This window comes from Rhodococcus sp. IEGM 1302, from assembly GCF_030056935.1.
Lineage (GTDB): Bacteria > Actinomycetota > Actinomycetes > Mycobacteriales > Mycobacteriaceae > Rhodococcus_F > Rhodococcus_F qingshengii.
This window is the reverse complement of record NZ_JASHKY010000001.1, coordinates 533,448-559,253: the sequence shown is the minus strand read 5'-3', so window position 1 is coordinate 559,253 and position 25,806 is coordinate 533,448. Positions and strand designations below refer to the sequence as shown.

Annotated in this window: 26 protein-coding genes; 15 read left to right on the top strand and 11 right to left on the bottom strand. The window is 61.5% G+C overall.

Annotated elements, in window-relative coordinates; all coding sequences use genetic code 11:
• Position 1 precedes the first annotated feature (1 nt).
• A complete protein-coding gene (sfnG, locus tag QM609_RS02600; RefSeq protein ID WP_050656774.1) occupies positions 2-1,126 on the bottom strand; it encodes a dimethylsulfone monooxygenase SfnG in 1,125 nt (374 codons plus the stop codon).
• Between the two features lie 98 nt (positions 1,127-1,224).
• Between sfnG and QM609_RS02595 the strand changes: the two genes are divergently transcribed.
• Positions 1,225-2,445: an SfnB family sulfur acquisition oxidoreductase gene (locus QM609_RS02595; protein ID WP_050656775.1), complete on the top strand. Its 1,221-nt coding sequence runs from the start codon at positions 1,225-1,227 to the stop codon at positions 2,443-2,445.
• A gap of 6 nt (positions 2,446-2,451) precedes the next feature.
• On the opposite strand, the gene QM609_RS02590 is transcribed toward QM609_RS02595, so the two are convergent.
• Positions 2,452-3,114, bottom strand: coding sequence for a TetR/AcrR family transcriptional regulator (locus QM609_RS02590; protein WP_007730788.1), 663 nt, complete (start codon positions 3,112-3,114; stop codon positions 2,452-2,454).
• A gap of 119 nt (positions 3,115-3,233) precedes the next feature.
• Between QM609_RS02590 and QM609_RS02585 the strand changes: the two genes are divergently transcribed.
• Both QM609_RS02585 and QM609_RS02580 read left to right on the top strand, forming a co-directional pair.
• On the top strand, positions 3,234-4,628 hold the full coding sequence (locus QM609_RS02585; RefSeq protein WP_076948618.1) for an MFS transporter: 1,395 nt from the start codon (positions 3,234-3,236) through the stop codon (positions 4,626-4,628).
• A 6-nt stretch (positions 4,629-4,634) separates the two neighbouring features.
• Positions 4,635-5,630 carry an ABC transporter substrate-binding protein gene (locus QM609_RS02580; protein ID WP_042446360.1) on the top strand — a complete coding sequence of 332 codons (996 nt, stop codon included), beginning with the start codon at positions 4,635-4,637 and terminating at the stop codon, positions 5,628-5,630.
• On the opposite strand, the gene QM609_RS02575 is transcribed toward QM609_RS02580, so the two are convergent.
• Entirely contained in the window at positions 5,617-6,444 is an 828-nt protein-coding gene (locus QM609_RS02575; protein ID WP_030536057.1) for a helix-turn-helix domain-containing protein, read from the bottom strand. The genes QM609_RS02580 and QM609_RS02575 overlap by 14 nt on opposite strands.
• Before the next feature lie 140 nt (positions 6,445-6,584).
• Here QM609_RS02575 and QM609_RS02570 point away from each other — a divergent pair, with 140 nt between their 5' ends.
• The gene (locus QM609_RS02570) at positions 6,585-7,253 is read left to right on the top strand and encodes a DsbA family protein (RefSeq protein WP_007730785.1); all 669 of its coding nucleotides are present in this window, start codon (positions 6,585-6,587) and stop codon (positions 7,251-7,253) included.
• A 146-nt stretch (positions 7,254-7,399) separates the two neighbouring features.
• Positions 7,400-7,831 (top strand): MarR family winged helix-turn-helix transcriptional regulator, encoded by a 432-nt coding sequence (locus tag QM609_RS02565; RefSeq protein WP_003942924.1) that lies wholly within the window; start codon positions 7,400-7,402, stop codon positions 7,829-7,831.
• Positions 7,832-7,885: 54 nt separating this feature from the next.
• Here the strand turns inward: QM609_RS02565 and QM609_RS02560 are convergent, their stop codons facing one another.
• Both QM609_RS02560 and QM609_RS02555 read right to left on the bottom strand, forming a co-directional pair.
• Positions 7,886-8,578, bottom strand: a complete 693-nt coding sequence (locus tag QM609_RS02560; protein ID WP_047269408.1) for an alpha/beta hydrolase — start codon at positions 8,576-8,578, stop codon at positions 7,886-7,888.
• Positions 8,579-8,768: 190 nt separating this feature from the next.
• Positions 8,769-8,936 carry a hypothetical protein gene (locus tag QM609_RS02555; RefSeq protein ID WP_225320434.1) on the bottom strand — a complete coding sequence of 56 codons (168 nt, stop codon included), beginning with the start codon at positions 8,934-8,936 and terminating at the stop codon, positions 8,769-8,771.
• Between QM609_RS02555 and QM609_RS02550 the strand changes: the two genes are divergently transcribed.
• Positions 8,859-9,662 carry an AraC family transcriptional regulator gene (locus QM609_RS02550; RefSeq protein ID WP_228402304.1) on the top strand — a complete coding sequence of 268 codons (804 nt, stop codon included), beginning with the start codon at positions 8,859-8,861 and terminating at the stop codon, positions 9,660-9,662. The genes QM609_RS02555 and QM609_RS02550 overlap by 78 nt on opposite strands.
• A gap of 2 nt (positions 9,663-9,664) precedes the next feature.
• Here the strand turns inward: QM609_RS02550 and QM609_RS02545 are convergent, their stop codons facing one another.
• The 3 genes from QM609_RS02545 to QM609_RS02535 are packed head-to-tail and all read right to left on the bottom strand — an operon-like array spanning position 9,665 to position 12,320.
• The gene (locus QM609_RS02545) at positions 9,665-10,393 is read right to left on the bottom strand and encodes a YdcF family protein (protein ID WP_502942708.1); all 729 of its coding nucleotides are present in this window, start codon (positions 10,391-10,393) and stop codon (positions 9,665-9,667) included.
• 55 nt (positions 10,394-10,448) lie between these two features.
• Positions 10,449-10,976, bottom strand: a complete 528-nt coding sequence (locus tag QM609_RS02540; RefSeq protein WP_047269406.1) for a hypothetical protein — start codon at positions 10,974-10,976, stop codon at positions 10,449-10,451.
• A gap of 60 nt (positions 10,977-11,036) precedes the next feature.
• Positions 11,037-12,320, bottom strand: a complete 1,284-nt coding sequence (locus QM609_RS02535; protein WP_047269447.1) for a PucR family transcriptional regulator — start codon at positions 12,318-12,320, stop codon at positions 11,037-11,039.
• Positions 12,321-12,456: 136 nt separating this feature from the next.
• On the opposite strand from QM609_RS02535, the gene QM609_RS02530 reads away from it, so the two are divergent.
• Positions 12,457-13,332, top strand: a complete 876-nt coding sequence (locus QM609_RS02530; RefSeq protein ID WP_042446375.1) for an SGNH/GDSL hydrolase family protein — start codon at positions 12,457-12,459, stop codon at positions 13,330-13,332.
• Between the two features lie 52 nt (positions 13,333-13,384).
• Positions 13,385-14,761 (top strand): spinster family MFS transporter, encoded by a 1,377-nt coding sequence (locus QM609_RS02525; protein ID WP_050656777.1) that lies wholly within the window; start codon positions 13,385-13,387, stop codon positions 14,759-14,761.
• A gap of 52 nt (positions 14,762-14,813) precedes the next feature.
• Here the strand turns inward: QM609_RS02525 and QM609_RS02520 are convergent, their stop codons facing one another.
• A complete protein-coding gene (locus tag QM609_RS02520; protein ID WP_050656778.1) occupies positions 14,814-16,070 on the bottom strand; it encodes a Tat pathway signal protein in 1,257 nt (418 codons plus the stop codon).
• A complete protein-coding gene (locus QM609_RS02515; RefSeq protein WP_050656779.1) occupies positions 16,067-17,395 on the bottom strand; it encodes a lipase family protein in 1,329 nt (442 codons plus the stop codon). The genes QM609_RS02520 and QM609_RS02515 overlap by 4 nt, the downstream gene beginning before the upstream one ends.
• 156 nt (positions 17,396-17,551) lie before the next feature.
• On the opposite strand from QM609_RS02515, the gene QM609_RS02510 reads away from it, so the two are divergent.
• From QM609_RS02510 to QM609_RS02500, 3 genes are read left to right on the top strand one after another with little or no spacing between them, the layout of a single operon-like run.
• A complete protein-coding gene (locus tag QM609_RS02510) occupies positions 17,552-18,301 on the top strand; it encodes a succinate dehydrogenase cytochrome b subunit (RefSeq protein WP_007730765.1) in 750 nt (249 codons plus the stop codon).
• Positions 18,302-20,254: a fumarate reductase/succinate dehydrogenase flavoprotein subunit gene (locus QM609_RS02505; RefSeq protein ID WP_007730764.1), complete on the top strand. Its 1,953-nt coding sequence runs from the start codon at positions 18,302-18,304 to the stop codon at positions 20,252-20,254.
• Entirely contained in the window at positions 20,251-21,000 is a 750-nt protein-coding gene (locus QM609_RS02500) for a succinate dehydrogenase/fumarate reductase iron-sulfur subunit (RefSeq protein ID WP_042921559.1), read from the top strand. Before QM609_RS02505 ends, QM609_RS02500 begins: the two co-directional genes overlap by 4 nt.
• A gap of 3 nt (positions 21,001-21,003) precedes the next feature.
• Here QM609_RS02500 and QM609_RS02495 read toward each other — a convergent pair whose 3' ends face one another.
• Entirely contained in the window at positions 21,004-22,485 is a 1,482-nt protein-coding gene (locus tag QM609_RS02495) for an anion permease (protein ID WP_042446385.1), read from the bottom strand.
• Between the two features lie 427 nt (positions 22,486-22,912).
• Between QM609_RS02495 and lepB the strand changes: the two genes are divergently transcribed.
• From lepB to QM609_RS02475, 4 genes are all read left to right on the top strand, one after another.
• Positions 22,913-23,656, top strand: a complete 744-nt coding sequence (gene lepB, locus QM609_RS02490; protein WP_042446389.1) for a signal peptidase I — start codon at positions 22,913-22,915, stop codon at positions 23,654-23,656.
• 106 nt (positions 23,657-23,762) lie between these two features.
• Entirely contained in the window at positions 23,763-24,116 is a 354-nt protein-coding gene (locus QM609_RS02485; protein WP_003942961.1) for a glyoxalase superfamily protein, read from the top strand.
• A 55-nt stretch (positions 24,117-24,171) separates the two neighbouring features.
• The gene (locus QM609_RS02480) at positions 24,172-25,221 is read left to right on the top strand and encodes a saccharopine dehydrogenase family protein (protein WP_042921555.1); all 1,050 of its coding nucleotides are present in this window, start codon (positions 24,172-24,174) and stop codon (positions 25,219-25,221) included.
• Positions 25,218-25,802 carry a TetR family transcriptional regulator gene (locus QM609_RS02475; RefSeq protein WP_003943180.1) on the top strand — a complete coding sequence of 195 codons (585 nt, stop codon included), beginning with the start codon at positions 25,218-25,220 and terminating at the stop codon, positions 25,800-25,802. Before QM609_RS02480 ends, QM609_RS02475 begins: the two co-directional genes overlap by 4 nt.
• The last annotated feature ends 4 nt before the right edge of the window (positions 25,803-25,806 follow it).

Here is a 25,806-nt window from a genome sequence, read left to right as displayed (position 1 = left end):
ATCAGCCGGCGGTGACGAGCACCTGCTCGTCGCTGTCGGCTGCTTCGAGTTCACGAACCAGCGGAAGCACCTTGGCCCCGAAGTATTCGATCTCCTCCTGGAAATGCAGGAATCCGCCGAGAATCAGATCGACACCGCGACGGCGATATTCGACGATCCGATGCGCGATTTGTTCCGGCGTGCCGATCAGTTGCGAGCGGAAACCGTCGTTGTACTGAACCAAGTCCTCGAACGTCGAATCCGCCCACATCCCGTCCTTGGACGCGGTCGACGCGCCGGCCTGTTGGACTGCATTCTTGAATCCCTCGACCGCAGGGCGGTTGGCCTTGGCGATGATCTCGCGCAGTGTGTCCTTTGCTTCCGCCTCGGTGTCGCGGGCGATGATGAATCCGTTGAGCCCGAACTTGACCTCCCGATCGTTCTCACGAGCAACACGGCGAACGTCGACCAACTGTTCGGTGACGCCGTCGTAGTCCTTGCCGTTACTGAAGTACCAATCCGAATACCGGCCCGCGTTCTCACGGGCTGCCGCCGAGTTACCACCTTGGAACAGTTCGGGATTGGGGCGCTCCGGAGTGTTGAGAGGCTTCGGCTTCAACGTGAAGTCGTGGATGCGGTAGAAGTCGCCACGGAAATCGACGGCGTCCTCCGTCCAGATCTTACGAAGAACCTGAAGGAACTCGGCGCTACGCCGATAACGCTCGTCGTGCTCGAGCCACGGCTCGCCTAGATGTGTGAACTCGTCCTTGAACCAACCACTGACGACGTTGACGGCAAATCGACCGTTCGACAAGTGATCGGCGGTAGCGCCCAGTTTCGCCAACACGGCCGGCTGCCAGAGTCCCGGATGCACCGCGGCGATCACCTTGAGCTTCTCGGTGGCCAGGAGAAGCGCAAGGCTGAAGCTCGTGGATTCGTGCTGGAATTCGGCCCCGTAGCTCGCCTCGTAACGTACCTGGCTCAGGGCGTACTCGAAGCCGTTGTTCTCGGCGGTCTGTGCCAGCTTCTTGTTGTACTCGTAGTCCCAGCTGGTCCGCTGCTCGATGTCGGAGGTGACCAGACCACCACTGACATTGGGCACCCAGTAGGCGAACTTGATCTCGTCGGCGATACGTTCAGTAGACATGAAACCCAGCAAACATGCAGTTCCCAGTGGTTTCCAGGGTAGCGATCACACAGGTTGTAAGTGTTGGGTGGGTGCTGCGACTGTGAAACGGTGGCAGCATGACTGCTGTGGACATTCAGGAGATCGCGCACCGCATCACCAGCGAGGACGAGGCGCTCTCGGTGGCGTCACAGCTGTCCGACGAGTTCGCGGCAGGTGCCGGAGTCCGCGATGCGCAGCGCCTCCTTCCCCACGACGAGGTTCGCACCCTGGCGCGGTCCGGCTTGCTCGGACTCTCGGTGCCGAAGGAGTTCGGTGGCATCGACGCAAGCACCGAGACGTTGGCCGAGGTCTTCCGCCTACTCGCCGAGGGCGATCCCAGCATCGCGCAGATTCCGCACAGCCACTTCACTTTCCTGGAAGCGCTCCGGTACCAGGGGTCTAACGAGCAGAAGCAGTTCTTCTACGCCGAAGCATTGTCGGGTAAGCAGTTCGCCAACGCCCAGAGCGAGCGCGGCAACAAGACCATCGACATCGACGGCACCACTCTCACCCCCGACGGGGAAGACTTTGTGCTCGAAGGTCGAAAATTCTATTGCACCGGAGCGCTTTTCGCAGATTGGATCGTGGTGCGTGCCGCCAATGCGGATCAATTCACCGAGACCGGCGCACAGGTGAAATCCGCGGTCTACCTACCCCTGAATACTCCCGGACTGTCGATCGTCGACGACTGGGACGGCATGGGACAGAAGACAACTGCAAGCGGAACTGTGACCCTGGAATCCGTTTCGGTGCCGCGGTTCAATGTCGTACCCTTCACGTCGCTCTTCACTCACCCGACCACCTACGGAGCACAGGCCCAGATCCTGCACGCCGCGATCGACACCGGCATCGCGTCGGCTGCACTGCGTGAATCCGTGAAACTCGCGGCAAAGGCGCGTCCCTTCTTCGAGGCGAAAGTCGATACAGCGGTGGAGGATCCACTGCTCGTTCAACTCGCCGGCGAAGCGGCAATCGAGGTTCGCGCTGCCAGATCCCTCTTGGCGGAAGCAGCGCGATCGATCGACGTGGCGCGTCGTGATCCCACCGAGGACTCCACGGCCCGAGCATCCATCGACGCTGCAACTGCCAAAGTGGTCGGTGCCAGGGCGTCATTGGCGGCCACGAGCACGCTGTTCGAGATCGGTGGCACCAGAAGCGCAGGCGAATCGGCGAACCTCTCGCGGTTCTGGCGTGACGCGCGCACGCACACCCTGCACGATCCGACGAGGTGGAAGGTCCAGCACATCGGCCGGTGGACACTGTCCGGGACAATCCCACCGCGGCACGGGCTGCTGTGAACACACTCAGTCGGAGTTCATATATCCGCTGATCAAGACTTCCAGTCCTTCCAAGTAGCTCTCAGTCGTCGTCCCTCCCGGCCAGTCCTCGAGCACCTCACTGAGCACCGGCAGTTTCTCGGGCCCGATTTCTCGGATCTTGACCGCGAGAGGTGACACGCTGCCTTCCGGTCGCGTAGTGGTGTCGTAGATGTTGAGCAATGCGCCGAGTGTGTAGTTCCACAGCGCTCGATAGATCAACAGTGCGCGACGAGGTGACATACCGAGTTCGACACACGCGGCCATCGCCCGATCGACCAAGACCACAGCGCCGCTCCCACCACGGCCACCGCGCTGAAGCAACTCGATGATCCAGCGCTCCGACGCCAGCTTTTCGAAGATCGCGGTGAAGATCGTGCGAAGCCGTTCGACCTGATCCTGCGGCAGGACCAGCGCGCCGAGATCTTGTGAGTACACATCGAGCACCGCGCTGATCAGCTGTTCCTTGTCGCCCACGTGCCGGTACAGCGCCATCGGCGTGGTGCCGAGCGACTTCGCCAACGCTCGCATGCTCAACGCGTCGGCGCCGCCGGTCTGAAGCTGCCGTTTCGCCTCGTCGACTATCTGCTCCGACGTGATCGTCGGGGGACGTCCGAGCCGCGGTGATCTCGGTTCCATCTTTTCGGCCATCCGTCGATTGTGCGCGCCCCTGCTACGACGCTCTCGCCCGGGGAACCCCTTGCATCTCAGTCGCCAGCAAGGTAAACCTAACTACTTATGAGAACGCGTATACAAATTAGGTACCTGCAATGACAACAACAACTCGAGCGGTAGCCGCACCGGCTCTGGTCCTCACAGCCGCCGCGGCAGCGCAGTTCCTGGTGGCCTTCGACATGTCGGTCATCAACGTCGCGCTGCCCGACATCCAGGAATCGCTGAACTTTTCCGACGCCGGGTTGTCCTGGGTCGTCAACGCGTACGCCCTCGCCTTCGGCGGACTGCTGCTTCTCGGCGGTCGTCTGTGCGACGTGATGGGCACTCGTCGAGTTCTGGTTTCCGGGCTTCTGCTGTTCGCCCTCGTCAGCATCGTCGGCACCTTCTCCGTGTCCGCCGAAATGCTTGTCGGAGCTCGGGCGCTTCAAGGCGTCGGCGCTGCACTGATCGCGCCGGCCGGGCTCGCCGCCCTCAGTCAGGCCTTTCCCACCGGACGCGCCAGGGCCAAGGCATTCGGCATCGGCGCAATGTCGTCAGCACTGGGCGGCGCACTCGGTGTCGTCCTGAGCGGCATTTTGACCGAAGGGCTCAGTTGGCGATGGGTGATGTTCGCCGGCGCACCAGTGGCCCTGATCGCCGCAGTTGCCGGTGCCCGCGGCCTGCCGGCCGGCCAAGCCGCCAGAGGCGGCTCTCTCGATCTCCCCGGAGCCATCTTGGCGACGGCCGGAATCACCGCCCTTGTCGGCACAGTGATCGCCACGGAATCACATTCCTGGACTTCAGGTTACGTGCTGGGTGGATTCGCGCTCACGATCGCGCTGCTCACTGCTTTCGTTGTGGTCGAAAGCCACTGCGCCACACCACTGGTACGACTGTCCACCCTGCTTCGACCCCGAATCGGACTGGCCAACGCCATCATGTGCCTGGTGTGCGCGGCACAGTTCAGCGCGTTCTTCTTCGTCTCACTCTTCCTGCAACGCGGGCTGGGCTATTCACCGACCACCACCGGTCTGGCTTTCCTGCCCTTCTGCTTCGGCCTGGTGATCGGCATCCTCGCGTCCACCAAACTCCTTCCGCGCTACGGAGTTCGACCGCTGCTCGTAGTCGGGACAGCAGTCGCCGCAATCGGAACTTTCATGTTTTCGACCATGAACCTCGACAGTCCCTTCTGGGCCGTCATCCTGGTGCCTTCGCTTCTGGCGAGCATCGGCATCGGTCTGTCGTTCATGCCGCTCAGTAACGTCGCCACCGCCGACGCTCCCCCCGAAGAAGTCGGCATGGCATCCGGGCTACTGAGTACATCGCGTCAGATCGGCGGTTCACTCGGACTAGCCGTTCTCGTGAGCGTCGCCGCTTCCTCGACGGCACGTTCGGACAGCGCGCCGACCGAAGCACTGGTTTCCGGATACTCCCAAGCCCTCTTCGTCTGCTCCGGCCTACTGCTGGCCGGTACCCTCCTGTCCTTCTTCTTCCCACGAATGGATCGTTGACCTCAGATGTTCACCACCCGAACCGCATTCGGCATCGTCTCGGCGCTTCTCCTGACCGTCGCCGGCGCAAGCGCGTGCAGCAGCTCCGCCGAGTCCGACACCGCCTCTGCAACTCGCTCCGTCACCCACGAACTCGGCACCGTCGAAGTTCCGGCCTCACCGCAGCGCATTCTCGCGCTCGACGAGTACGCGGGGTTGAGTGCACTCGCACTCGGCGTGAAGCCCACCGTCGTCTACAGCACCCTGCGATCGGACGTCGCCAAGTCGATCCTGCGCGAGCAGGGCGTCGAAGTTCTCGACAAGCCAACCTTCTTCGCCAACCCCGCCGTCGAGGAGATCGCGTCCGTCGAACCCGATGAAATCTTGATGAGCAATGCCGGTCCATTACCGAGCCTGTTCGCTCAGATCAACGCCGTGGCGCCAACCTTGGTCCTCCCGTACTCGGCGCCGTGGCGTGACGTGCTCGAACAAGCTGGGGCACAGCTCGATCGAGGCAGTGAAGCAACCGCCATGATCGGAAAGCTGGAATCCGGTCTCGAAGACGTCAAGTCCGCGGCTGCCGGCCAGAGCCTTGCGATCCTTCTCGGCTACAGCGGAAACCTGTTCACCGTGCCACCGACCACTCCCATCTCCACACTGGTCACCGAGGCCGGATTCACCAGGCCGGCATCGGAAATCAACGCGACCAACAATCAAGACACCGGCACGATTTCGCCCGTCTCACCGGAACTCCTACCCGAGCATGCGGCGCAGACCGTCGCCGTACTTTCCGGGCAGCAGTACGACGCATCCATCGTGCGAAACACTCCACTGTTCGACAACCTGACACCCGATCCGGCGCACGCTCTGGACGTCAGCGGTGATCTCTGGTTCGGCAGCCATCCTTTTGCCATCTACTGGATCATCCAGGATCTGGACGGCATCGCACATGGCAAGGGGCAGAACAGTATCGGAACCCTCGACAGCGCCGACGCGCGATGGGCGGCATTCAGCGCGCTCTGACGTCCTGACGAAAGGTCAGCGGAGAAACACCCACCCGGGTGGCGAAGAACTTCGTGAAGTTCGCAGAATCGTCGAACCCCAACTTCGACGCCACCTGGGTGACCGTGTCCGTGCCGAAAGACAGCAGACGTTTCGCTTCGAGAACCACACGCTGATCGATGTACTGCTTTGCCGTCATCCCGGCAGCGGCTCGGGTGGCCCGCAGCACAGTCTTCTCGGAGTACCCGATCTTGTTGGCGTACTCCGAAACCGAACGGACCGTGGCGAAGTCACGTTCGACAACGGCATGAAACCTTTCGAACACGTCATTGTGCGCCAGCACGGAACTCTGTTCCTGTCCACCGAGATGGGTCAGTTTCAACAGAATTGCTGTCAGCGTGTGCCGCAGAATGGCCGCGCGAACGACCGGCGCGGAAGTATCCGGGCAGCCGTAGTTCAGGTTCAGGTGTTTCATACCCGTGCTGATGGTCTCGAGGTTCTCGCCGGACAACTGCCACGCTGCCTGCCGACTGCGAGCGTTCCCGTCCAACAACTGCTGACTGACGGCATCGAGCGACGAGGGCGTGAACAGAACAACCGTCGCCTCGAAATCCTGGATTCGCCCCCACTGTTGCACCTGCCCCGGTCTGACCCAGAACACGGTCCCCGGGCTCACCGCGTAGTTCACGAAGTCGATGGTGTGTAACGCCGAGCCCTCGGTCACCAGCGCGAGCAAGTGAAACTGCGGACGTTGGGGGCCGACGAACTCTGCGCTTCCCCCGTTGATGCGAATGGTGTCCAGGCTGAGTACTTCGATCTCGGTCGCGTCAGCCACCGAAGATGCGTACCCGACGTCCCGGACGGGTACTTGTCTGTTTTTCACTAGTTCGGGACTCATCTTCACCGTGACCGAATACCCGAATGCGACATATCGTCAGGGTATCAATCAGTTCACGCTCGGATAGGAATCTTCCAGTGCAGACATCACGCTCGGAAACAGCAGGCAAGACGCAACTCACCTACGTCTTCGACGCCTATTGCGGGTGGTGTTTCGGCTTCGGCCCTGCGTTGACGGAGTTCGTCCGTCAAAATGCCGATTCCATCGACTTGTCCGTGGTCAGCGGCGGACTGTTCACCGGTGAGCGCGTCGCGCCCATGTCTTCGGCTCCGTACCTGAAATCAGCCAACGCCACCATCGCCGCCCAGACCGGCGCTGTCTTCGGTGACGGATATTCACAACTGGTGACTGATGGGCGGTTCGTCATGGATTCGACGGATGCAGCGATCGGACTCGCCGCACTGCGCGCGCAAGATCCGACACGCGCCCTCGACATCGCGGAGGCCATGCAGATCGCGTTCTACCGAGACGGTCGCAGCCTTTCCGATCCTGAGACGTACCGATCCATCGCGGAATCCCTCCAACTCGACCCATCTGCCGCGGTGTCTTCCCTGTTCACCGCCGCCTCGAAGGATGCCGCCCGCGCTGATTTCGTCCGAGCACGCAGGCTCGGCGCCACTTCGTTTCCGACGCTGTTGTTCCACGGGAGCGACGGGTCCGTCGTGAAATTCGGTTCTCCGACCAGTACCGCGGCCGATCTCACCCGCGACCTGAACACGTGTGTGCGGGCGTATGCGGTGGCTTGACCCACCCACCTTGCGAGCGAAAGGTACGCCCGGCGCCTTCAGTACGCCGAACGTACCTTTCGCTCAGCGTGACTTCACCCAAATCACTTCGGCCCCCCTTCTGGTTTGATGAACACCGAACGAATCGCACCAAAGGGGAAACGACAGTGGTTTCAGATCCGATCACGGGCCTGGAGATGGAACTTGCCGACATGTGGCAACGAGGACGCGCCCAGGCGCGCACCTATGCGCGCGCAATTCATCCCAAACTCGATCCGGCGCTCTACCCGGTTCTGGTCATCCTGAACCGTTCGGATGCGGTGCGGATGTCCGACCTGATCTGCACCCTCGATATCGAGAAGTCCACCTTGACCCGGCAAATCGACGCCGCAGCTCGACTCGGTCTGGTGGAACGAATCCCCGATCCCGACGACGCTCGCGCCAAGTTGGTAGCTCTGACCCCTGAGGCGCGAACGAAGCTCACGACCATCCGCAATCACCAGATAGATCGCTGGCGCGCCCGACTCGCGAAATGGGATACGGACGACATCACCACGCTGACAGCGCTGCTTCACCGACTGGGCAGTTCCGAGGACTGACGACAAAGTAATCGTGATGGGCAGCCCACTCGAACAGCCGGACGATTTACGCCGTCACGACAATTCTGCAGCAGCACGCAGAATCAACTGGGTGACCTCGTGCGGGTGGGACGCCAAGGATGCATGGCCTGCGTCGAGTTCCTCGATCTCGCGGGCACCGATACGCTCTGCCATCCATCGCTCGGTTTCCGGCGGAATCATTCGGTCCTGCCCTGAAACCTGATACCAACTGGGCTTCCCACGCCATGCCGGCGGCCCTGACGGGTCCGAGAAGCACTGACCCGCAATGGGTTTCTGCGTCAGCGCCATGACCAATGCTTCGGTGTCGTCGAGATCCTGACTGAAACTCTCCTGAAACTTGTCCGGGGCGATCCACAAGAAGCCCTCGGCGTCCGGCGCGATGTTCGCCGCGCCCGCCGGCTGATCCGTGCGGGCGAAGATACTTCCCAGGCTGTCACCCTCGTCCGGCGCAAAGGCAGCGATATATACCAGTCCCACAACGTTTTCCGCATGACCCGCGCCTGTGATCACCGCGCCGCCGTACGAGTGTCCGACCAGCAGGGTCGGGCCGTCCATCGATTCGGCCAACTTCCTGGTCCGGTCCACGTCGTCGGCGAGCGAAGTAAGTGGATTCTGGACCGCAACCACTCGATGCCCGGCGTTGTGCAGGGTGGGTATGACGTGACGCCAATGAGAACCGTCTCCCCAGGCTCCATGCACCAGAACGATGTTTACCTTCTCTGCCATGACCAACTCCTCCAGATACGCAGTGCGACGAATACTCCGACGATCGGCAAGCCTTCGAAACCCAGACCTTGCCTGTTACCCACGTTAAGGGGATCCTGGATCAATAACCATGACCAGATTGCCAAGTTTTTGTGCAGAAACGCCGAATGCTCGAGACCATCGGAGTGATCGATCCATGAGGACAACATCATCACAGCGGTACGTACCCACCACCGACGAGACTCGAACCCGGGACACCCTCTCGCACGTTCTCGAAGTCGTCCACCTTCGCGGTGATCAGATTCATCGCTGCGTCCACGGCGAGAACTTCACCGTGGAGGTACCCACTGGGGTGCGAGCACTTCACATTGCCGAGCACGGTGACATCGTGATCAGAACGCAGGGCAAAGCCCCGATCGAACTCGGCCCCGGGGAACTCGTACTGTTACCCCATGGGCATGCTCATACGATCGAGAATGCGATGCCGATGCACCCGAAAAACGAAACATGTTGGCTTTTCGGTACTTTCACACTCGACGACGTCGCAGCGCAGCGACTGCTGTCCGTTCTGCCGGACTTCGTCGAACTGCGCGCGACACAAGGGACCCCGGTCGAGTGGCTCGATGTGAGCAGCCGACTGTTGGGCGCCGAGGTGGACGATCCGAAACCTGGTTCCTCCGTGATGGTTTCCCGGATTCTCGACCTTCTCTTCGTCCAGATCCTCAGAGCGTGGGCTCGAGCGGACGGATCGAACGGCGGATGGTTGACCGCAGCAATGGATCCACGAATCGGGCAGGCCCTCGAGGCCGTCCACAACGACCCGTCACGCAACTGGACCATCGACGAACTGGCGACGCTGTCCACCCTGTCGAGATCGTCTTTTGCGGAGCGCTTCTCGCGACTGGTCGGCCAGACGCCCGGCGCTTACATCACCGAGCGCCGACTCGACCGTGCCGCCGAACTACTCGTGCAAACCACCGAGCCGGTCGGAACCATTGCGATAACTGTCGGCTACGAATCCGATGCCGCGTTCAGCCGCGCCTTCCGTCGACGATTCGACGCCTCGCCGTTGAACTGGCGAAAGTCCAACTCCCACAATCACTGACGTCAGGTCGCAGCGATTACACCTGCGACCGGGATCCGGCCGAGAACTGCAACGCGGAAGTCCACCATCGCGCGCTCCACGTGATTGGCGCTCGAGACCACAACCACGCCGGTCGCGCCTCGATCGGCGAGAATCCGCGCAGAGTTGATCGCATTCTCGACTGTCGACCACGAAGTTCCCTCTTCGGTGATCCGGCCCGGGTTGACGCCGTTGGCAACGAGCCATTCGCGCATCGCCCTGGCTTCCGTTACTCCGGCCTTCGGAGCCCCACCGCTTGTGATGATCGGAGACTGCGGGGACTGACGGGCCAGCTGGAGCGCCGCCTGAAGCCGGTCGACCAACATCGGACGCATCGTGCCGTCGTCGAAGAGGCCGGCACCCAAGACGACGATGTTCGTGCCCACGGGGTTGAGGTCGAGCAGCACGGGCGACTGGCGTGTCAGCGTCTCAGCACTCGTGCACGCAAGAATGAGAGACCGCACCGGTGTTTGGCAGCCGCCCACCGTCGACAGGATGCCGTTGACGACCGTCGTCGGAGTGATGTCGGCACTCGCTGTCGCCGGCGACAATCCCACTCCGGCTGCGGCGATTACCGAAGCAGCAATCAATCCCTTCGTCAGAGACCTACGAACATTTGCCATGTAGCCGAACCCCCAGATTGTCGATTGTCCAGCCCACGGTAACGAACATTTCGTCGCGATTGCATCATTTGACTCAAATTTACTGTTCACTGACCGTCACACAGATTAAACATAAATATTGGGCAACAATTCGGGTTCGAAACCGTCATCTACCAGCATCTCGAATCGACGCGCCTGCCGCGTTACCGATCTGAGCTGCAGCATCCCCGAGCAGGCCGGCGACACTGAACGGCAACAATTCGTTGTTGCAGATCACGATGTTGCATCCGGGTGTTCCTGCTCGCCCCGTCCCGACCATCGTGTCGAAGATCAATTCGGGGTTCGCGAAGCCGACGAGCTGTGACGGATCGTCGATGAGCGGACCACCCGACCCATGCACGGGAGGCTCGACGTACGGCGGCGGTGGAACGTCCACGATCGAAGCGACGACAAGCCGCAAGAACTCCTGGAGATAGAGATCCCGAGGCGCGTTCTGCCACACCGGATGCGAAACATACTTGCTCACCGGCGCATTCACGGAGTAGAAGTCCTCGCCCGCGTTCACCCAGGTCAAGAAGCCGTACCCCCCATTGGACGGAGAGGGCGCGGACAACTCGTCGAGGTAGGCGGAGCCGATCAACGTCTGATCACGCCACGCGCCTCGTTGCACCATCAGCTGACCCAGTCTGGCCATGTCTCCCGGCCGGATTGCCAATCCGAGAATCAGACACGTTCACAGAGAACCACAGACGCATCACGTTTGGGAAGAGTCCGCCTCCATTCCGAGCGCGCGACGCGCTCCCAGCGCCATGGTGACCTGTACAAGATCTTTCGGTGACGACAGGTCAAGTCCCGTCAGGGAACTCGCTTTACGCAGGCGGTACACGACCGTGTTCGGGTGTACGTGCAACTGCCGAGCGGTGGTAGCTCGATCGAATCCGGAGTCGATGAAAGATTCGAGCGTCTCGAGCACGGCAGGATCGGACTCCAACGGCGACAACACATCTGCGAGGATCGGCAGCGCAGCGCTCGGGCGGGTCAGTTGATACTCGACTGCAAGATCCTCGAGACGCACGACCCCACTTGTACGGCCGTACTTTCGGGCAACGTTCAGCACCTCGCGCGCCTGCGACACCGCTGCGGGAATTGCGGGCGGTGCCGCGACATGTACGGCGGCAACCGTCGATGCACCGATGACCTTCTCGAGATCACCCAATCGTCGACACAATGAAAGATATTGCGGACTCGACGCCCAGTTCCCCTCAGCGGGTTCCGATTCCACAATAGGAATCAGTACGGCTCCGCCACTGCTCCCGAGCACCCCGAGCGCTTTGTCACGCCCCACCTGATCGAGCTCTCGTTGCAGGTGGCGCACCTTTCTCCGCTCGGCGACGGCAGTGTCCACCTCGGTCGAGGACTCGTCGTCATTCCGTTCGACGTGCAGCGCCACCACCCAGTACAGGCGCGCCAACCTGATGCCCACATCGTCGGAGACCCGATCAACATCGACACCCGTCGAAAGTGCTACGAACAATGACCTTCGCGCAGAATCCTCGTCCGTCTGGGTGGCATGGTCGGAACCGTAGCCGGCAAGAACCGCCGACGCGGAGGCCGCGGTGTATGCATTCAGGAGTCGTCCGGTGCGGGCAAGTGCGACACCGTCTTCCGGGACCGCCCATTCGCTGATGGTCTCCCACCACAGCCCGGCTGCCAGGTGATATGCCCGCAGCACCTCACCGAGTGGAACCAATTCCTGAGCCCGTTGGCGAGCCGATTCGCTGATGTCGGCGAGCAACTCGGGCGTCAGATCGGCGCCGGTCCGCAGCATCGAAATGAACAGTTCCAGATTGCGCCTCACGATGGTGGTGACGTCGTTACGCAATGCCTCGTCAGGGAGCAACCGGTAGAAGGTGACGTCGCGGTGGACCAGATCGACTGTCTCAATGACCAGTGGATGGGTGCGTTGCGCCAGTCGGTCGGCCAGAGATCTGCCACCAACCAGGATCGGCTCGAACGGCAGATTTTTGTTTCCTGACACAAAACCCTCCACAGAATTGAATTGCCACCACAAGGCCGACCTGCCTTTTTCCTATCACTATGTAACCCACGCCACTCACGAATTCACAATCAGCGGCGTAACTGGAAGTCCCACCTTCGACCAAGAGGAGCCTCGAGTGACGTGGAAAACGCGCAGCGCAGCCATTCTGGCAGGCGTCGTGGCTGCCGGTTCGATCGCGGCTCTCGGGACCGGTGTGTCGAGTGCCGAGACACCGGTCAGCACTATCCAGTACGTCGCACTCGGCGATTCCGCGGCGGCCGGCCCACTGGTCACCGCGCAGGACTCGTCGTCACCGGGCTGTCTACGATCACTCGACAACTACCCGTCCGTGGTGGCGCGAGAACTCGGCGCTCAACTCACGGATATGACCTGCTCGTCGGCGCGATCCGCCAACGTCACGGACACCGCACAATCGACGTTCTCCGGTCAAGTATCACCGCAGGCAACAGCATTGGGGCCTGATACCGACCTCGTCACCATCACCATCGGTGCCAACGACATCTCGTTGTTCCCGACAGTTCTGAGTTGCGTCAATCCACTCCCCGAACCCGCCGGAACGTCCTGCCGTGACAAGTTCACCTCCGGTGGCGTCGATCAACAGCGACAAATGATCGAAAATGCGTCCACAGGTTGGAGTTCCATGATCGAAGTCGCGCAGGATCGAGCACCTTCGGCGCGCATCGTCGTGGTCGGATACGGAACATACATCCGTGGTGGCGGCTGCCCCGGCACTCAGCCGTTCTGGCCGCGCGACGCCGACTATCTCCAGAGTGTGATCGACTACGGCAACACGGTCATGGCAGCAACTGCGGCCCGTCACGGCGTCGAGTACATCGACATCACCGAAACCACTGCCGGGCATGACATCTGCACGGACCCTGCCACTGCTTACTACACGGGAATCGTCCCTACCCAGCCGGCGGTTCCACTGCATCCCACTGCGGCCGGGATGCAGGCGATCGGGAAAACGGTCGCCGACGCTCTGTCCTGAGCTTCTCCCCCAGCACAATTCATTCAGCACTCGCGAAAAGGGTGGAACAATCATGTCAATTCAACGAGACGCTCCGCCGCTGCCGTCCGTCGACGGCGCCCCTGTCGGAACACGTGACAAACTTCTCGGCGGCACACTCGTCGCCCTGTTTCTCGCGAACATGCTCAACTTCTTCGACCGGGCGATCCCCTCGGTCGTTGCCGAGCCGATCAAGAACGAGTTTTCGCTCAGTGACTTGCAATTGGGATTGATCACCTCTGCATTCACCCTCGTCTACGCAGTCGCAGGACTGCCTCTGGGCCGGTTGGCCGACACGAAGAACCGTCCCAAGATCATCGGGATCGGACTCCTGGTGTGGAGCGGACTGACGGCAGCAACCGGTGCCGCCGGCAGCTACGTGCTGTTCATCCTCGCGCGTCTCGGCGTCGGTGTGGGCGAAGCAACCTTCACACCCGCAGCAAACTCGATGATCGGCGATATCTACCCGGCGGAACGACGCTCACGCGCACTTGGTGTCTTCATGCTCGGTTTGCCAATTGGCCTCATGCTCGCCTACTTCACCGTCGGCAAGATCGCCGAGGCATTCGACAGCTGGCGTGCACCGTTCTTCCTCGCGGCGATTCCCGGTGTCCTGCTGGCAGTCGTGCTCTACCGCATGGCAGATCCGGTTCGTGGTGGTTCCGAAAGTCCGGAGGCCCGCGCAGCCGCTGTTTCAGAGGCACCGATCACCCGCCCGATCCGTCGTCTGCTCGCAATTCCCACGCTTCGTTGGCTCATCCTTGCCGGGCTGACGTTCAACTTCGCCGCCTACGCAGTGAATTCGTTTGTCGTCCCACTGCTCATGCGCCAGTACCACCTGAAACTGACTGCGGCGGCATCGGTCACCGGCATCATCGTCGGAATCACGGGCCTGATCGGATTGCTTCTCGGCGCTCGCTACGCTGACAAGGCCAGCGCACGCTCACCGCGCGCACGGTTGATGATCGGTGTCGGAACCTCGGCATTGGCGGCACCTTTGACGGCGCTGGCACTGTTGCAACACGGCGGAAACGTCGTGATGTTCACGCTCTTGTTCTCGGCCGGGTGGCTTCTGGCCTACGGCTTCTACATCAGCGTCTACCCTGCCATTCACGACGTCGTGGTTCCCAGGCTCCGCGGCACTGCGACGGCGCTGTTCTTCGCTGCCATGTACCTTCTCGGCGGATTCTCCGGACCGGTTGCCGTTGGAGCGATCTCGGACTGGTTCGCCAAGCGTGCACTTGCAGATGCCGGTACCGGGAAGTTGGCTCAGTACGCCGGCGACGGGTTGAACTCGGCCATGTATCTCGTGCCGATCATGTTGGCACTCACCGCGGTATTCATCTACCTGGCTACCCGCACTGTCGGCAAGGACTCCGCGCGCATGCAAGCAGAGCTGAGCCAGGCCTGACCGACAAGTTCACGGGCGGTGGCGGGACCCTGAGGCCCCGCCACCGCCGAGTTCAGTTGACCGTAATCGCCAGAGTCGACAACATGGACCGCAACATGTCCGGCAAGCGAGCGATCATTCGCTGCTCGGTTATCCGAACGGAGACGGGCGCGGCCAGCGTCGCTCGCCACAGTTCCGGTTGATTCTTCATCAGGTTGTTGTAGACCGGGAGCAACTGATCGTTGATGTAGGTCCAACGACCATCCCGGTCCGCCCAGTTGAAGTCCGGAAGCGGCGTTTGCACAACAGCATTGCCCACCGCGAACGAGAGCGGGTTCGACTCGCGTGGCGGCACGACGCCAGGCATCGACGGTGATGCGGCGAAGGTGGTCAGGTAAGTCAACGAGCGACCAACGCTACTGCGGTAGGCCTTCGCCTCGTCCCACTGATCACCCACCGACTGGTACTGCTCCCTTCGCAGCAGACGCACATTGCCGTCGAAGACCGATTCCGGTGTCCCCGAAGCAATGTTGTTCCACGCGATACGGGCGTTCTCGTCGAGCAGCCCTGCGCGATCGAGTTCGGCGATGCCGTCGACACCGTCGTGAACCCACGCCATGTGCATGGGAATCAGGTCCGAGAAGATGTGTTTGCTCATCGCAATCACTTTCCCCTGGAACCACATCACGTCCTCGGGGCGAATCTCGTGGCCGACCTGGAGAAGTGCCGCAATGTCCTCGGGCGCTCCCATCGACGATGCAACCGGCGCCCCGATGCGGTCGATCTCTCGCCACACCAGTGCCATCGCCTCGCTGATCGCTTGGACTTCCAGCACAACCCGCCCGTAGTCCAAGTCGAGGAGTCCACCGGCGAAAGCGGGCCCGACCATTCCTCCCATACCTGCCCACTGCAGCTCTCGATGCTCGAGCTGGAGTCGCTCGTAGAATTGGAAAGTGTTGGTGAGATTTCCGAGATTCGCGTGCACACCGTCGAACGGAGTCCACGAAGCGAGATCGATACCTGCCGACTCCGTCCCGACCGCGAGCCAGTACTGCTTGAGCAGTGTCTGATAGCGATGCGGATCCACTCCCGAGGCTCGGGCGGTATCCACCAAAGACCGCAGCGTCGCGGAATCCGATGGCAGAGAAGGATGCAGGCCGCCCGTGGCTTCGGCGTTTGCGTTCACTGCTTCCAGGTCGAGGTACCTGTCGAGCTCACCAGTACCCGCGGACGCCCTGCCTCCCAGTACGACGGCACCGCCGATACCTGCCGAAGCAACGAGAACCGTGCGCGCAAAATCCCTGCGCGTCAGAGACTTCCGCAAGCTCATCGTCCCTCGGCTTCGTCGAACGTCTTTGCCAGCCAGGCGATGTCCTGCATACCCAGCTGATCGGTCACCGTCTTGTACAGGTTGGTCACGTAATCGAGCGGCCCGCACTGCGACGGGAGCAGGTCCACGTTGCCGCCGTCTGCTCGATATGTCTGCGCCAAGTGCTCTGCCTCACTGAAGGGAACGAGAAAGTCGTCCTCACAGGAAGAAATCAGAAGCTTGGAAGCCGGCGCCTGCTTTCCCAACGTGTTGTCCGCGTACGCCGCGGCCAGCGCAGGGATCGTTCGGGGCGAAGGGTTGGCGAGTAGGACGTCGAACGGAACGAATGGGAGTCCGAGGTAGAGCGCCTGGCAGGACGCGCGGAAGGCTGCGGCGACGTTGTGACCGATCGGAGTCAGATGGTCGTCGAGCCGAACGTCGGGGTAGCCCGCGTCGAATCCGAGAATGCTCGAGAAGACGAATCCGGAACCGATCCCACCGGCCGCTGTTTCCTCGAACGTTGCGGGGTCGATCATCATCGCCTGAATGGCACTGGCCTGGACGTTCAGTTCCGGCGCATAATCATGGGCTTGTTCCGCGGCAAAGCCCGCTGCGACACCGCCTCCGGCGACACCGTAGATGCCGACAGGGGTGTCTGATTCGAGGCCGCCTTCCGGAAGCGCGAGTGCTGCCCGAACGCCGTCGAGCGTTGCCTTCCCTGAGAACTGTCCGATCGAGAACGGATGGGGAGCAGTGTCGCCGTCGTTGCCGACGTCGCTCATCATCACTGCCCAGCCGTGGCCGAACATCTGAGCCACCGGGCCGAGCGCCGAGAACATCGCCGGGTCGCTCTGATTGCCGCCGGTCCACTGGTGACTTGGTGCGCAGTTCGCGCCGAGGCTGTCGTTCGCCTCGGCGTATCCGATGATCTTGCGATCACCTGGCGCAGTTCCGTCCTCGGGAATCATCAGAATTCCGGTGCTGATCACCTGCCGACCGAAGTGATCAGTGGTGGTGTACATGAGTTGGTGAGCCGAGACCACGTCGGGACGGACCTGGTAGACCTGCACGCTGACCGGACGCGCTTTGAGAAGTGTGCCGGGGGCGGTACCCGGCTCGATTTCAGGTTCGTCGAACCACGGATCATCGGACGAGAGCCCGAGTGGAGTCAATTCGGTGGAAATGTCAGCGCCTTGGAGTGCCTTCACGACCAACGGGTTGAACACGTCGGCCAGGTCGACGGTCTCCTGCGCGCCAGCCGGCGACCCCACCGCAAACAAGGCCACTGCCAGGGCCGATGCCGTTCCGGCGCGCCATGACCACCGTCGCCACGTCGAGTCAAACATCGTTCACGAGTTCCTTACTTTCGGGTAATGAGCACCCCTACACTCCCATTCACCTGCATTAACAGACAAGTCGGGCACCCATCCGTTGGCCGAAAACCTCGATCGGGCTTAGGCTGACGGCACCTGTCCGGCAAGTCTGGCGTGGGAGGTTTGTCTGTGAGTGCTCCGACCCGTGTATCGCGAGCTACCGGCGATTCACTCCAAGCTCGAGCGCGGCCGTCCAACATCACGTGCAAGATTCTGATGGCCGTGACAGGACTGATCTTCGCCGCTTTCGTTCTCGTTCACATGATCGGAAACCTGAAGGTCTACACCGGTGCCGATCACTTCGACGACTACGCACACTGGCTACGAACGGTGTTCGAACCCTTCCTGCCCTACGAGGGACTTCTGTGGATTCTTCGCATCGTCTTGCTCGCGTCATTGGTCGCACACGTCTGGTGTGCCTGGCTGCTCACCGTCCGCGGACGCCGAGCTCGAGGAAAATTTCGACGTAAAGGTCTGGGAATCAAGTCCTTTACAGCGCGCACGATGCCCGTCACCGGAGCTGTGCTGCTGCTATTCGTCATTTTCCACATACTCGACCTCACGACCGGAACCCGACCCATCGGCAGCAGCGAGTACGAAGCGGCCACGCGCACACAGAGTTACGCATACGACAATCTGATTGCCAGCTTCGAGCGTCCGCTGGTGGCAGCGTTCTACATCGTCGCGATGGCTCTGCTGGCAATGCACCTCGCACACGGACTCTGGAGCGCGGTCAACGATCTCGGCGTGACCGGCCAACGACTGCGCCAGATTGGCGTTGCACTCTCCGGAATCTTTGCGCTCGTCGTGATGGTCGGAAACATGTCGATCCCCATCGCGGTCATGACCGGCGCCATCTCGAAGACAGGAGCGTCATAAGTGAACAGCTTCGAACTCGACGATCTGCGCAGCATCGGGACACCGGTGGACGGTAAGGTCCCGGCCGGCGATCCGGCGACGGCCTGGCCCACTCGCAAACTCGACTACAAGCTCGTCAGCCCACTCAACCGGCGCAAGTTCACGGTCATCGTCGTCGGTACCGGCCTCGCCGGCGCGGCCTGCGCCGCCTCCCTCGGTGAACTGGGCTACCACGTCGAGTCCTTCACCTTCCACGATGCACCCCGCCGTGCACACAGTGTCGCCGCGCAAGGAGGCATCAACGCTGCTCGCGCTCGAAAAGTGGACAACGACAGTCTCGCCCGCTTCGTGAAGGACACCGTCAAGGGCGGTGATTTCCGGGGCCGTGAGGCCGACTGTTTCCGTCTCGCCGAAGAATCCGTACGCGTCATCGATCACATGAATGCCATCGGGGCACCGTTTGCTCGCGAGTACGGCGGCACTCTGGCCACCCGATCCTTCGGCGGCGTTCAGGTGTCGCGCACGTACTACACGCGCGGGCAGACAGGCCAGCAGTTGCAGATAGCGTCGTCGCAGGCACTGCAACGTCAGATCGCAGCCGGAACGGTCAACCTACACACCCGAACCGAGATGCTCGATCTCATCGTTTCGGACGGGCGAGCACAAGGGATAGTCACACGCGATCTCGTGACCGGTGAGATCGGCGCCACCACAGGCCATGCCGTCGTACTGGCATCCGGCGGCTACGGAACCGTATTCCACAAGTCCACACTTGCGAAGAATTCCAACGCCACGGCCGCGTGGCGAGCGCACCGACGCGGTGCGTTGATGGCTTCACCCTCGTTCATCCAATTCCATCCGACGGCGCTTCCCGTCAACTCCGAGTGGCAGTCGAAAACCATTCTGATGAGCGAATCCCTGCGCAACGACGGCCGGATCTGGGTACCGGCCAAGCCCGGAGACGATCGTGAGCCCGGCGACATTCCCGAAAACGAACGCGACTACTACCTCGAGCGCAAATATCCTGCGTTCGGGAACCTCTCTCCCCGCGACGTCTCTTCACGGGCCGCCCGCGAGCAAATCGACTCCGGTCACGGCGTCGGCCCTCTGAAAAACAGTGTGTACCTGGATTTCCGCGATGCGTTGGCACGGCTCGGCCGCAAGACCATCGAGGAGCGATACGGAAATCTGTTCTCGATGTATCGCGACGCCACCAGCGAAGACCCCTATACGGTGCCGATGCGCATCGCCCCCGGAGCCCACTTCACCATGGGAGGACTGTGGAACGACTACGACCAGATGACCTCCATCCCCGGCTTGTTCGTCGGTGGTGAGGCAGGCTGGGGATACCACGGGGCCAACCGCCTCGGCGCCAATTCGTTGCTCTCGGCATGCGTCGACGGCTGGTTCACCCTCCCGTACGCGATTCCGAATTATCTTGCACCGCTACTCGGATCCACTCCACTCGAACTGTCCGATCCCGCTGTGACGTCGACGCTCACTGACGTGAGGGGTCGGGTGGACCTGCTGCTCTCGGTCGGCGGAACACACGGCCCCGACAGGTTCCATCGACAACTGGGCGAGATCCTCTATGCGGGTTGCGGTGTCACCCGAACGGCCGAGGGCTTGACCAAGGCGATCGCCGAAATCCGCGCACTGCGAACCGATTTCTGGTCGAACCTGCGAGTTGCCGGCAGCGGAAACCAGTTCAACCAGGAGTTGGAAAGGGCCGGCAGGGTAGCCGATTTCCTCGAGCTCGCCGAACTGATGTGCGTCGATGCTCTCGATCGTGACGAGTCCTGTGGAGCGCACTTTCGTGCCGAACATCAGACTCCCGACGGCGAAGCGCAGCGAAACGATCAGGACTGGTGCTTCGTCTCCGCGTGGGAAACCGCCCAGGACGGCAGACACGTTCGACACGACGAGCCGTTGTCCTTCACCGCTGTTCCACTGCAGACGAGGAACTACGTATGAAAATCACCGTGGACGTGTGGCGCCAATCCGGACCTGAGTCGTCCGGCGCATTCGACACCTACCAAATAGACGACGCGACGGTGGAGATGTCGCTGCTGGAGCTCCTCGACCGACTCAACGACCAACTCGTGGAGAGCGGCAACGAACCCATCGCCTTCGATTCCGACTGCCGAGAAGGGATCTGCGGGTCCTGTGGCATCACCGTCGACGACGTTCCCCATGGGCCGGTTGCGAACACTCCCACGTGCCGTCAGCACCTGCGCAGCTTCTCCGACGGTGACCGAATCAAACTGGAGCCGTTCCGCTCCGCGGCCTTTCCCGTGGTCCGAGACCTCGTCGTCGATCGCTCTGCGCTCGACCGGGTGCTCGAAGCCGGTGGATACGTTTCGGTCAATGCAGGAACCGCGCCGGACGCAGACAGTCAGCCGCTCTCGCATCAAAGTGCCGAAGCTGCACTGGACTTCGCCGCGTGCATCGGCTGTGGCGCTTGCGTGGCAGCCTGCCCGAACGGTGCCGCGCACCTCTTCACCGGGTCCAAACTGACCCACCTGTCTCTCGTCACGCAGGGCCGCAACGAACGTGGCAAGCGGGCCCGAGCGATGTCGCACCAGATGGAGGCCGATTTCGGGCCGTGCTCGACCTACGGTGAATGTGCGCAGGTGTGTCCCGCGGAGATACCGCTGACCGCGATTGCCGCTGTCAACAAGGAATCGATGCGATTCGGATTGCGGCGCAAGGACAACTGATCGTCACCAGGCGCCGATCAGCTTCATCCACGCGCCGCCGATGATCGTCCAGATCAGGATGATCACGACGCTCATCACGAAACCGATTCGGAACCACTCCGAGGTCTTGATGTATCCGGAACCGTAGATCACTCCGGCCGGACCGGACGCGTAGTGCGAGATACCGCCGAACAGGCTGCCGATGAAGCCGAATACCAGGGCCGAGAACAGCGGCGGCGCACCGGTTGCCACCGCCGCGCCGAGAAACACCGCGTACATGGCGACGATCTGCGCGGTGTTCGACGCAAACAGATAGTGCGCGTAGAAGTACACCAAGGTCAGGATCGCAAAAGCCCAGATCCACGGCAAACCGTCGACGCTCGAGGAGACCTGGGTTCCGATCCACGAGATCACGCCGAGTTCTTCGAGATGGCTTGCCATACCGACCAGAACGGCAAAGAACACGAGCGTCTGCCACGCCCCGGTGTCGTGGACCAGGTTGTTCCACGTCAGCACCTTGGTCACCAACAGGATGCCGATTCCGACGAATGCTGTTGTAGTGGCATTGACGTTGAGCTGCGAGCCCAGGCACCAGAGCACCAGCAGCAGAACGAAGGTGGCGGCCATGATCTTCTCGTTGCGGCTGATCGGACCTGCCTTGCGCAGTTCCTCCCTGGCTTGCTCGGGTGCTTTCGGAGTCTTCAACATCGTGGGCGGGAAGATCTTCGACATCACCCACGGGATCGCGATCAGACTCGCAATTCCCGGAACCGATGCTGCCAGCGCCCATTTGCCCCACGAGATGTCGATGCCGATCTTGGCAGCCGCATCGACGGCCACAGGGTTACCCGCCATGGCGGTGATGAACATCGCGGAGGTCACGACGTTGACTTGCAGCGACGTGAGCAGCAGATATGCTCCGAGCTTCTTGCGAGAGTCCTCGGGCTCGGGATTGGAGTCCTCCAACTTGCTCAGCGAGACGATGATCGGATAGACGACGCCACCCGCACGGGCGGTGTTCGACGGCGTCGCCGGAGCAAGTATCAAGTCCGTCAACGCCATTCCGTAGGACAATCCGAGACTCGACTTGCCGAGTTTGGTCACGAACATGAGCGCAACCCGTTTGCCGAGTCCAGTGACCAGAAAGCCCTCGGCAATGAAGAACGATGCGACAATCAGCCAGATCGTGGTGTTACTGAAGCCGGACAACGCTTCCGTCGGCGTCTCGGTCTGGGTGATCATGGCGATCGACAGGCCTACCAGCGCCACAGAACCCGTCGGCAGCGGCTGCAAGATCAACGCCACGATGGTGCCGACGAAGATTCCGAGCATGTGCATGCCCTTGGGATCCACACCGTCCGGAACAGGCATGAAATAGATGATCAAGCCGAGGACGACGGGCACCGCAGCCGGGTAGTACCGCCTGAGCACTGATTGTTTCGACGGCTCCGCCGGCGGTGTCGTCTCAGAAAAAGACTCAGTGCTTTCGGATTTGGCCTCGGACATTTGCATCTCCTCGACTTGTCGCCCCAGGTGATCGCCCCAGATGATTGTCCCCCAAACATCAGGTTTTCGTGCGGTCAATCCAAGTTCGAGAGAAATTGCCCGGAAGTACAGTCGTCCTTACGAGGCGCTGTCTCGCACCGACGCTTCAGTGGGAGAATGCCCATCTCTCGCAAAAGATTGTGCCAATCGATCAACAGAGGCGCCGGCGTGCTGCACGCTTGAATCTCGGAGAGTTGTTCAACCTGCTTCTGCGAAAGGTATTCGTCGGCACGATGTTTGGGTCAGGACTGCGCGGATTGCCGATCTCGACCGGATCTTCGCGCGTGATGTGATCCAATTCCGAAGCATGTCAGCCGACAGACAGACCCACGAACCGAGAAGATTCGTATCGGGCCGACGACTGGTTGCGCCATCTATTGTCGGGAGTGTGACGGAATCCGACGCCCACGAGGACTCGACCGACTCCACTGAATCGGCAGTGGCCGATCACCCGAGGAAACGTCCACTGTGGCGTGAGATTCTGATCCTCGTTGTCGTCGCACTTGTCCTGAGTGTTGTCATTCAGAACTTCGTCGGACGCATCTTTCTGATCCCGTCGGAGTCCATGGAACCGACACTTCACGGATGCACCGGCTGCACGGGAGACAAGATCCTCGTCGACAGAATCAGCTATCGATTCGGGGATCCGCAACCTGGGGATGTGGTCGTGTTCAAGGGACCCGAGTCCTGGAACGACGAGTACAAATCCATTCGATCCGACAATTCGATTGTTCGCGCGTTTCAGGGACTCGGGTCCATCGTCGGCTTGGTCCCGCCGGACGAAAACGACCTCGTGAAGCGGGTAGTCGCGGTCGGTGGCCAAACCGTACAGTGTCTGTCCGAGGAAGAGGGGCTTCGGGTGAACGGCAAGCCGCTGACCGAGCCGTACATCGACAAGCGCATTCCGGGCAACGATACCTCTTGTCAAGGAAGGTATTTCGGGCCGGTCACGGTTCCCGACGGGAACCTGTGGGTGATGGGCGACAACCGCGCCCATTCGAAGGATTCACGTTTCCATCTCGATGACGAACACAGTGGAACGGTGCCGATCGACAATGTCATCGGCAAGGTTCAATTGATCGTCCTTCCCTTCTCACGGTGGGGAACTGTGAGCTCGTTCGATCCGCAGTGACAGATCGAATCAACCAGGCGGCCCGCATCTTCGGACGGCACAGTCGACATGGCTCCGCTTTCGGACGATCATCGAGCGCATCTGTTACCGAGGGTAGGAGAACCACATGCGCGCTCGACGCATCACCGCCAATCTCAAAGTCGCCGATGTCGGAACCGCCAAGAGCTTCTACTCCGACTTTCTCGGCCTGAGCACCGAAGAGTTCAACATGGGGTGGGTCGCTCGCTACACCTCTCCCGACACCGGCGCGAACGTACAGCTCGTCACGCACGACGCCACTGCAGCCGAGGACTCGGTCATCTCAGTCCACACGGACGACGTCGACGGCGCCTACGAAGAGGCCCGCAGGCTCGGCTACGAAATCGTGCACCCCATAACGACCGAAGAGTGGGGTGTTCGCCGATTCCTCGTCCGGGCACCCGATGGCAACGTCGTCAACATCGTGCGACACCGGGACTGAGCAGCGGAAAGAACCCCATTCGACGCTTTAGGTCATTTGACCTAGAGTTAGGTGCATGACCGATTCATTGCAGTATTCAGCCGACGGCCCGATCCTCGTGGCCGGCGGATACGGAACCGTGGGCAGCGCCCTGACAGCGTTGCTCGCCCCCGACTTCCCACTACTCCTCACCGGACGCACCCCCGAGCGAGGCGACGAACTGGCCGGCCGTCACGGCGCTTCCGTCCGCCGCTGGGACCTCCTCGACCCGACACCCTTCGACGCGTCCGTACGCGCGGTCGTTTCGACGGTCAACGATCCCCACGATCGTGTCCTGTCCGCCGCCGTCGAGGCCGGCATTCCGTACGTGGACATCACCCGCTGGACAACCCGCGTCGCTCGCGCCGCCACTCTGGCGGGTCAGAAGTCGCCGAGCGCACCGGTGTACCTGTCGTCCGGATGGATGGGCGGAGTCACCAATATCGTCGCCGCAGCGCTGGCCGAGGAACTGGGTGGCGCGAGCACGATCGACGTCTCGATTCGCTACGACGTCAACGACATTGCCGGGCTGGACTCCGTCGACTTCATCGATCGGCTCGGGCAGGATTTCGAGGTGATGCAGCAAGGAAACCCGATCACCGTCAGCCCGTTGACGGATACACGCTGGGTCGACTTCCCCGGATCGCGCACCAAGGTCGGAAGAATCGACACTCCGGAACAATTCACGTTCCCCATGACCTTGGGCGCCGAAACTGCCAGCACTCGAATAGGTTTCAGTTCGAATGCATCCACAACTGCGCTGCTCGCCGCCAAGAAGGTGGGTCTGTTCCGTTGGGGTCGCGGCGACCGCTTCACACCGCTACGACGCGGACTCCTGTACTCGCCGGGCAAGGGCGGGAGCGCGCAAGTACGCATCGATGTCACCGGCCCGAGCGGCACGACAAGCGCGACAATCGTCGACCGGCAGGGCCAGGCTCACCTCACCGCGGTGGGCGGCGCGTTGGCCGTCAGACGAGCCTTGGCCGACGATGCCCGGCCTGGAGTCACTTTCCCCGAATCGCTTCCGAACCCTCGCCGCACCGTCTCCGAGTTGGAGAGCTTCGGGGTGGCAGTATTGCGACCATGACCCTCTCCAAGGGCGCCGCCCGTGCGGCAGCACTTCTCGACGCAGCAGAACAGGTCCTCACTACTCAGGGCAATGCCAACTCGGCAATGCGCGATTTCGCAGCCGCGGCCGGAGTGCGGGTAGGACATCTGCAGCACTACTACCCCACCCGTGCAGATCTGATACGCGCAGTGATGTCACGTGCATTGACCCGCTCACTGGATCGCCTTGCCGTCGTCCCCGATACGGATCAGAGCCTTTCCCGCGAGGAATCCGAACACTTCATCGGAGTCCTGCTCGGAGAACAGGACGACCAGGCCACGGTGCGTCTGTACGTCGAAGTATGGGCCATTGCAGCGGCGGACCAAGAAGTCGCGGTCGTGCTTCGAGACTTCTACGCCCAGTACATCGCACACGTAGAGCGCGCAGTCGCGTGTGCACAACCGGAGCTGGATGCGGCGGAACTTGGCGCGACAGCGCAGACCATCGTGAGCTTGCTCGAGGGTTCCGCAATTCTCCGATCGGGAATCACCGGCCGAAAGTCCGAGGCTTCGGACCGAAAGCTCGTGGACACACTGCAGTACCTGATTCACGGGTCCTGACTCG

Coding starts and splice junctions, on each gene's coding strand:
- QM609_RS02585 (WP_076948618.1), top strand. CDS start 3,234: ATGACAACAACAACTCGAGCGGTAGCCGCACCGGCTCTGGTCCTCACA.
- QM609_RS02515 (WP_050656779.1), bottom strand. CDS start 17,395: ATGTTTGACTCGACGTGGCGACGGTGGTCATGGCGCGCCGGAACGGCA.
- QM609_RS02480 (WP_042921555.1), top strand. CDS start 24,172: ATGACCGATTCATTGCAGTATTCAGCCGACGGCCCGATCCTCGTGGCC.
- QM609_RS02595 (WP_050656775.1), top strand. CDS start 1,225: ATGACTGCTGTGGACATTCAGGAGATCGCGCACCGCATCACCAGCGAG.
- QM609_RS02525 (WP_050656777.1), top strand. CDS start 13,385: ATGTCAATTCAACGAGACGCTCCGCCGCTGCCGTCCGTCGACGGCGCC.
- QM609_RS02485 (WP_003942961.1), top strand. CDS start 23,763: ATGCGCGCTCGACGCATCACCGCCAATCTCAAAGTCGCCGATGTCGGA.
- QM609_RS02500 (WP_042921559.1), top strand. CDS start 20,251: ATGAAAATCACCGTGGACGTGTGGCGCCAATCCGGACCTGAGTCGTCC.
- QM609_RS02560 (WP_047269408.1), bottom strand. CDS start 8,578: ATGGCAGAGAAGGTAAACATCGTTCTGGTGCATGGAGCCTGGGGAGAC.
- QM609_RS02475 (WP_003943180.1), top strand. CDS start 25,218: ATGACCCTCTCCAAGGGCGCCGCCCGTGCGGCAGCACTTCTCGACGCA.
- QM609_RS02590 (WP_007730788.1), bottom strand. CDS start 3,114: ATGGCCGAAAAGATGGAACCGAGATCACCGCGGCTCGGACGTCCCCCG.
- QM609_RS02495 (WP_042446385.1), bottom strand. CDS start 22,485: ATGTCCGAGGCCAAATCCGAAAGCACTGAGTCTTTTTCTGAGACGACA.
- QM609_RS02540 (WP_047269406.1), bottom strand. CDS start 10,976: ATGGCCAGACTGGGTCAGCTGATGGTGCAACGAGGCGCGTGGCGTGAT.
- QM609_RS02520 (WP_050656778.1), bottom strand. CDS start 16,070: ATGAGCTTGCGGAAGTCTCTGACGCGCAGGGATTTTGCGCGCACGGTT.
- sfnG (WP_050656774.1), bottom strand. CDS start 1,126: ATGTCTACTGAACGTATCGCCGACGAGATCAAGTTCGCCTACTGGGTG.
- QM609_RS02580 (WP_042446360.1), top strand. CDS start 4,635: ATGTTCACCACCCGAACCGCATTCGGCATCGTCTCGGCGCTTCTCCTG.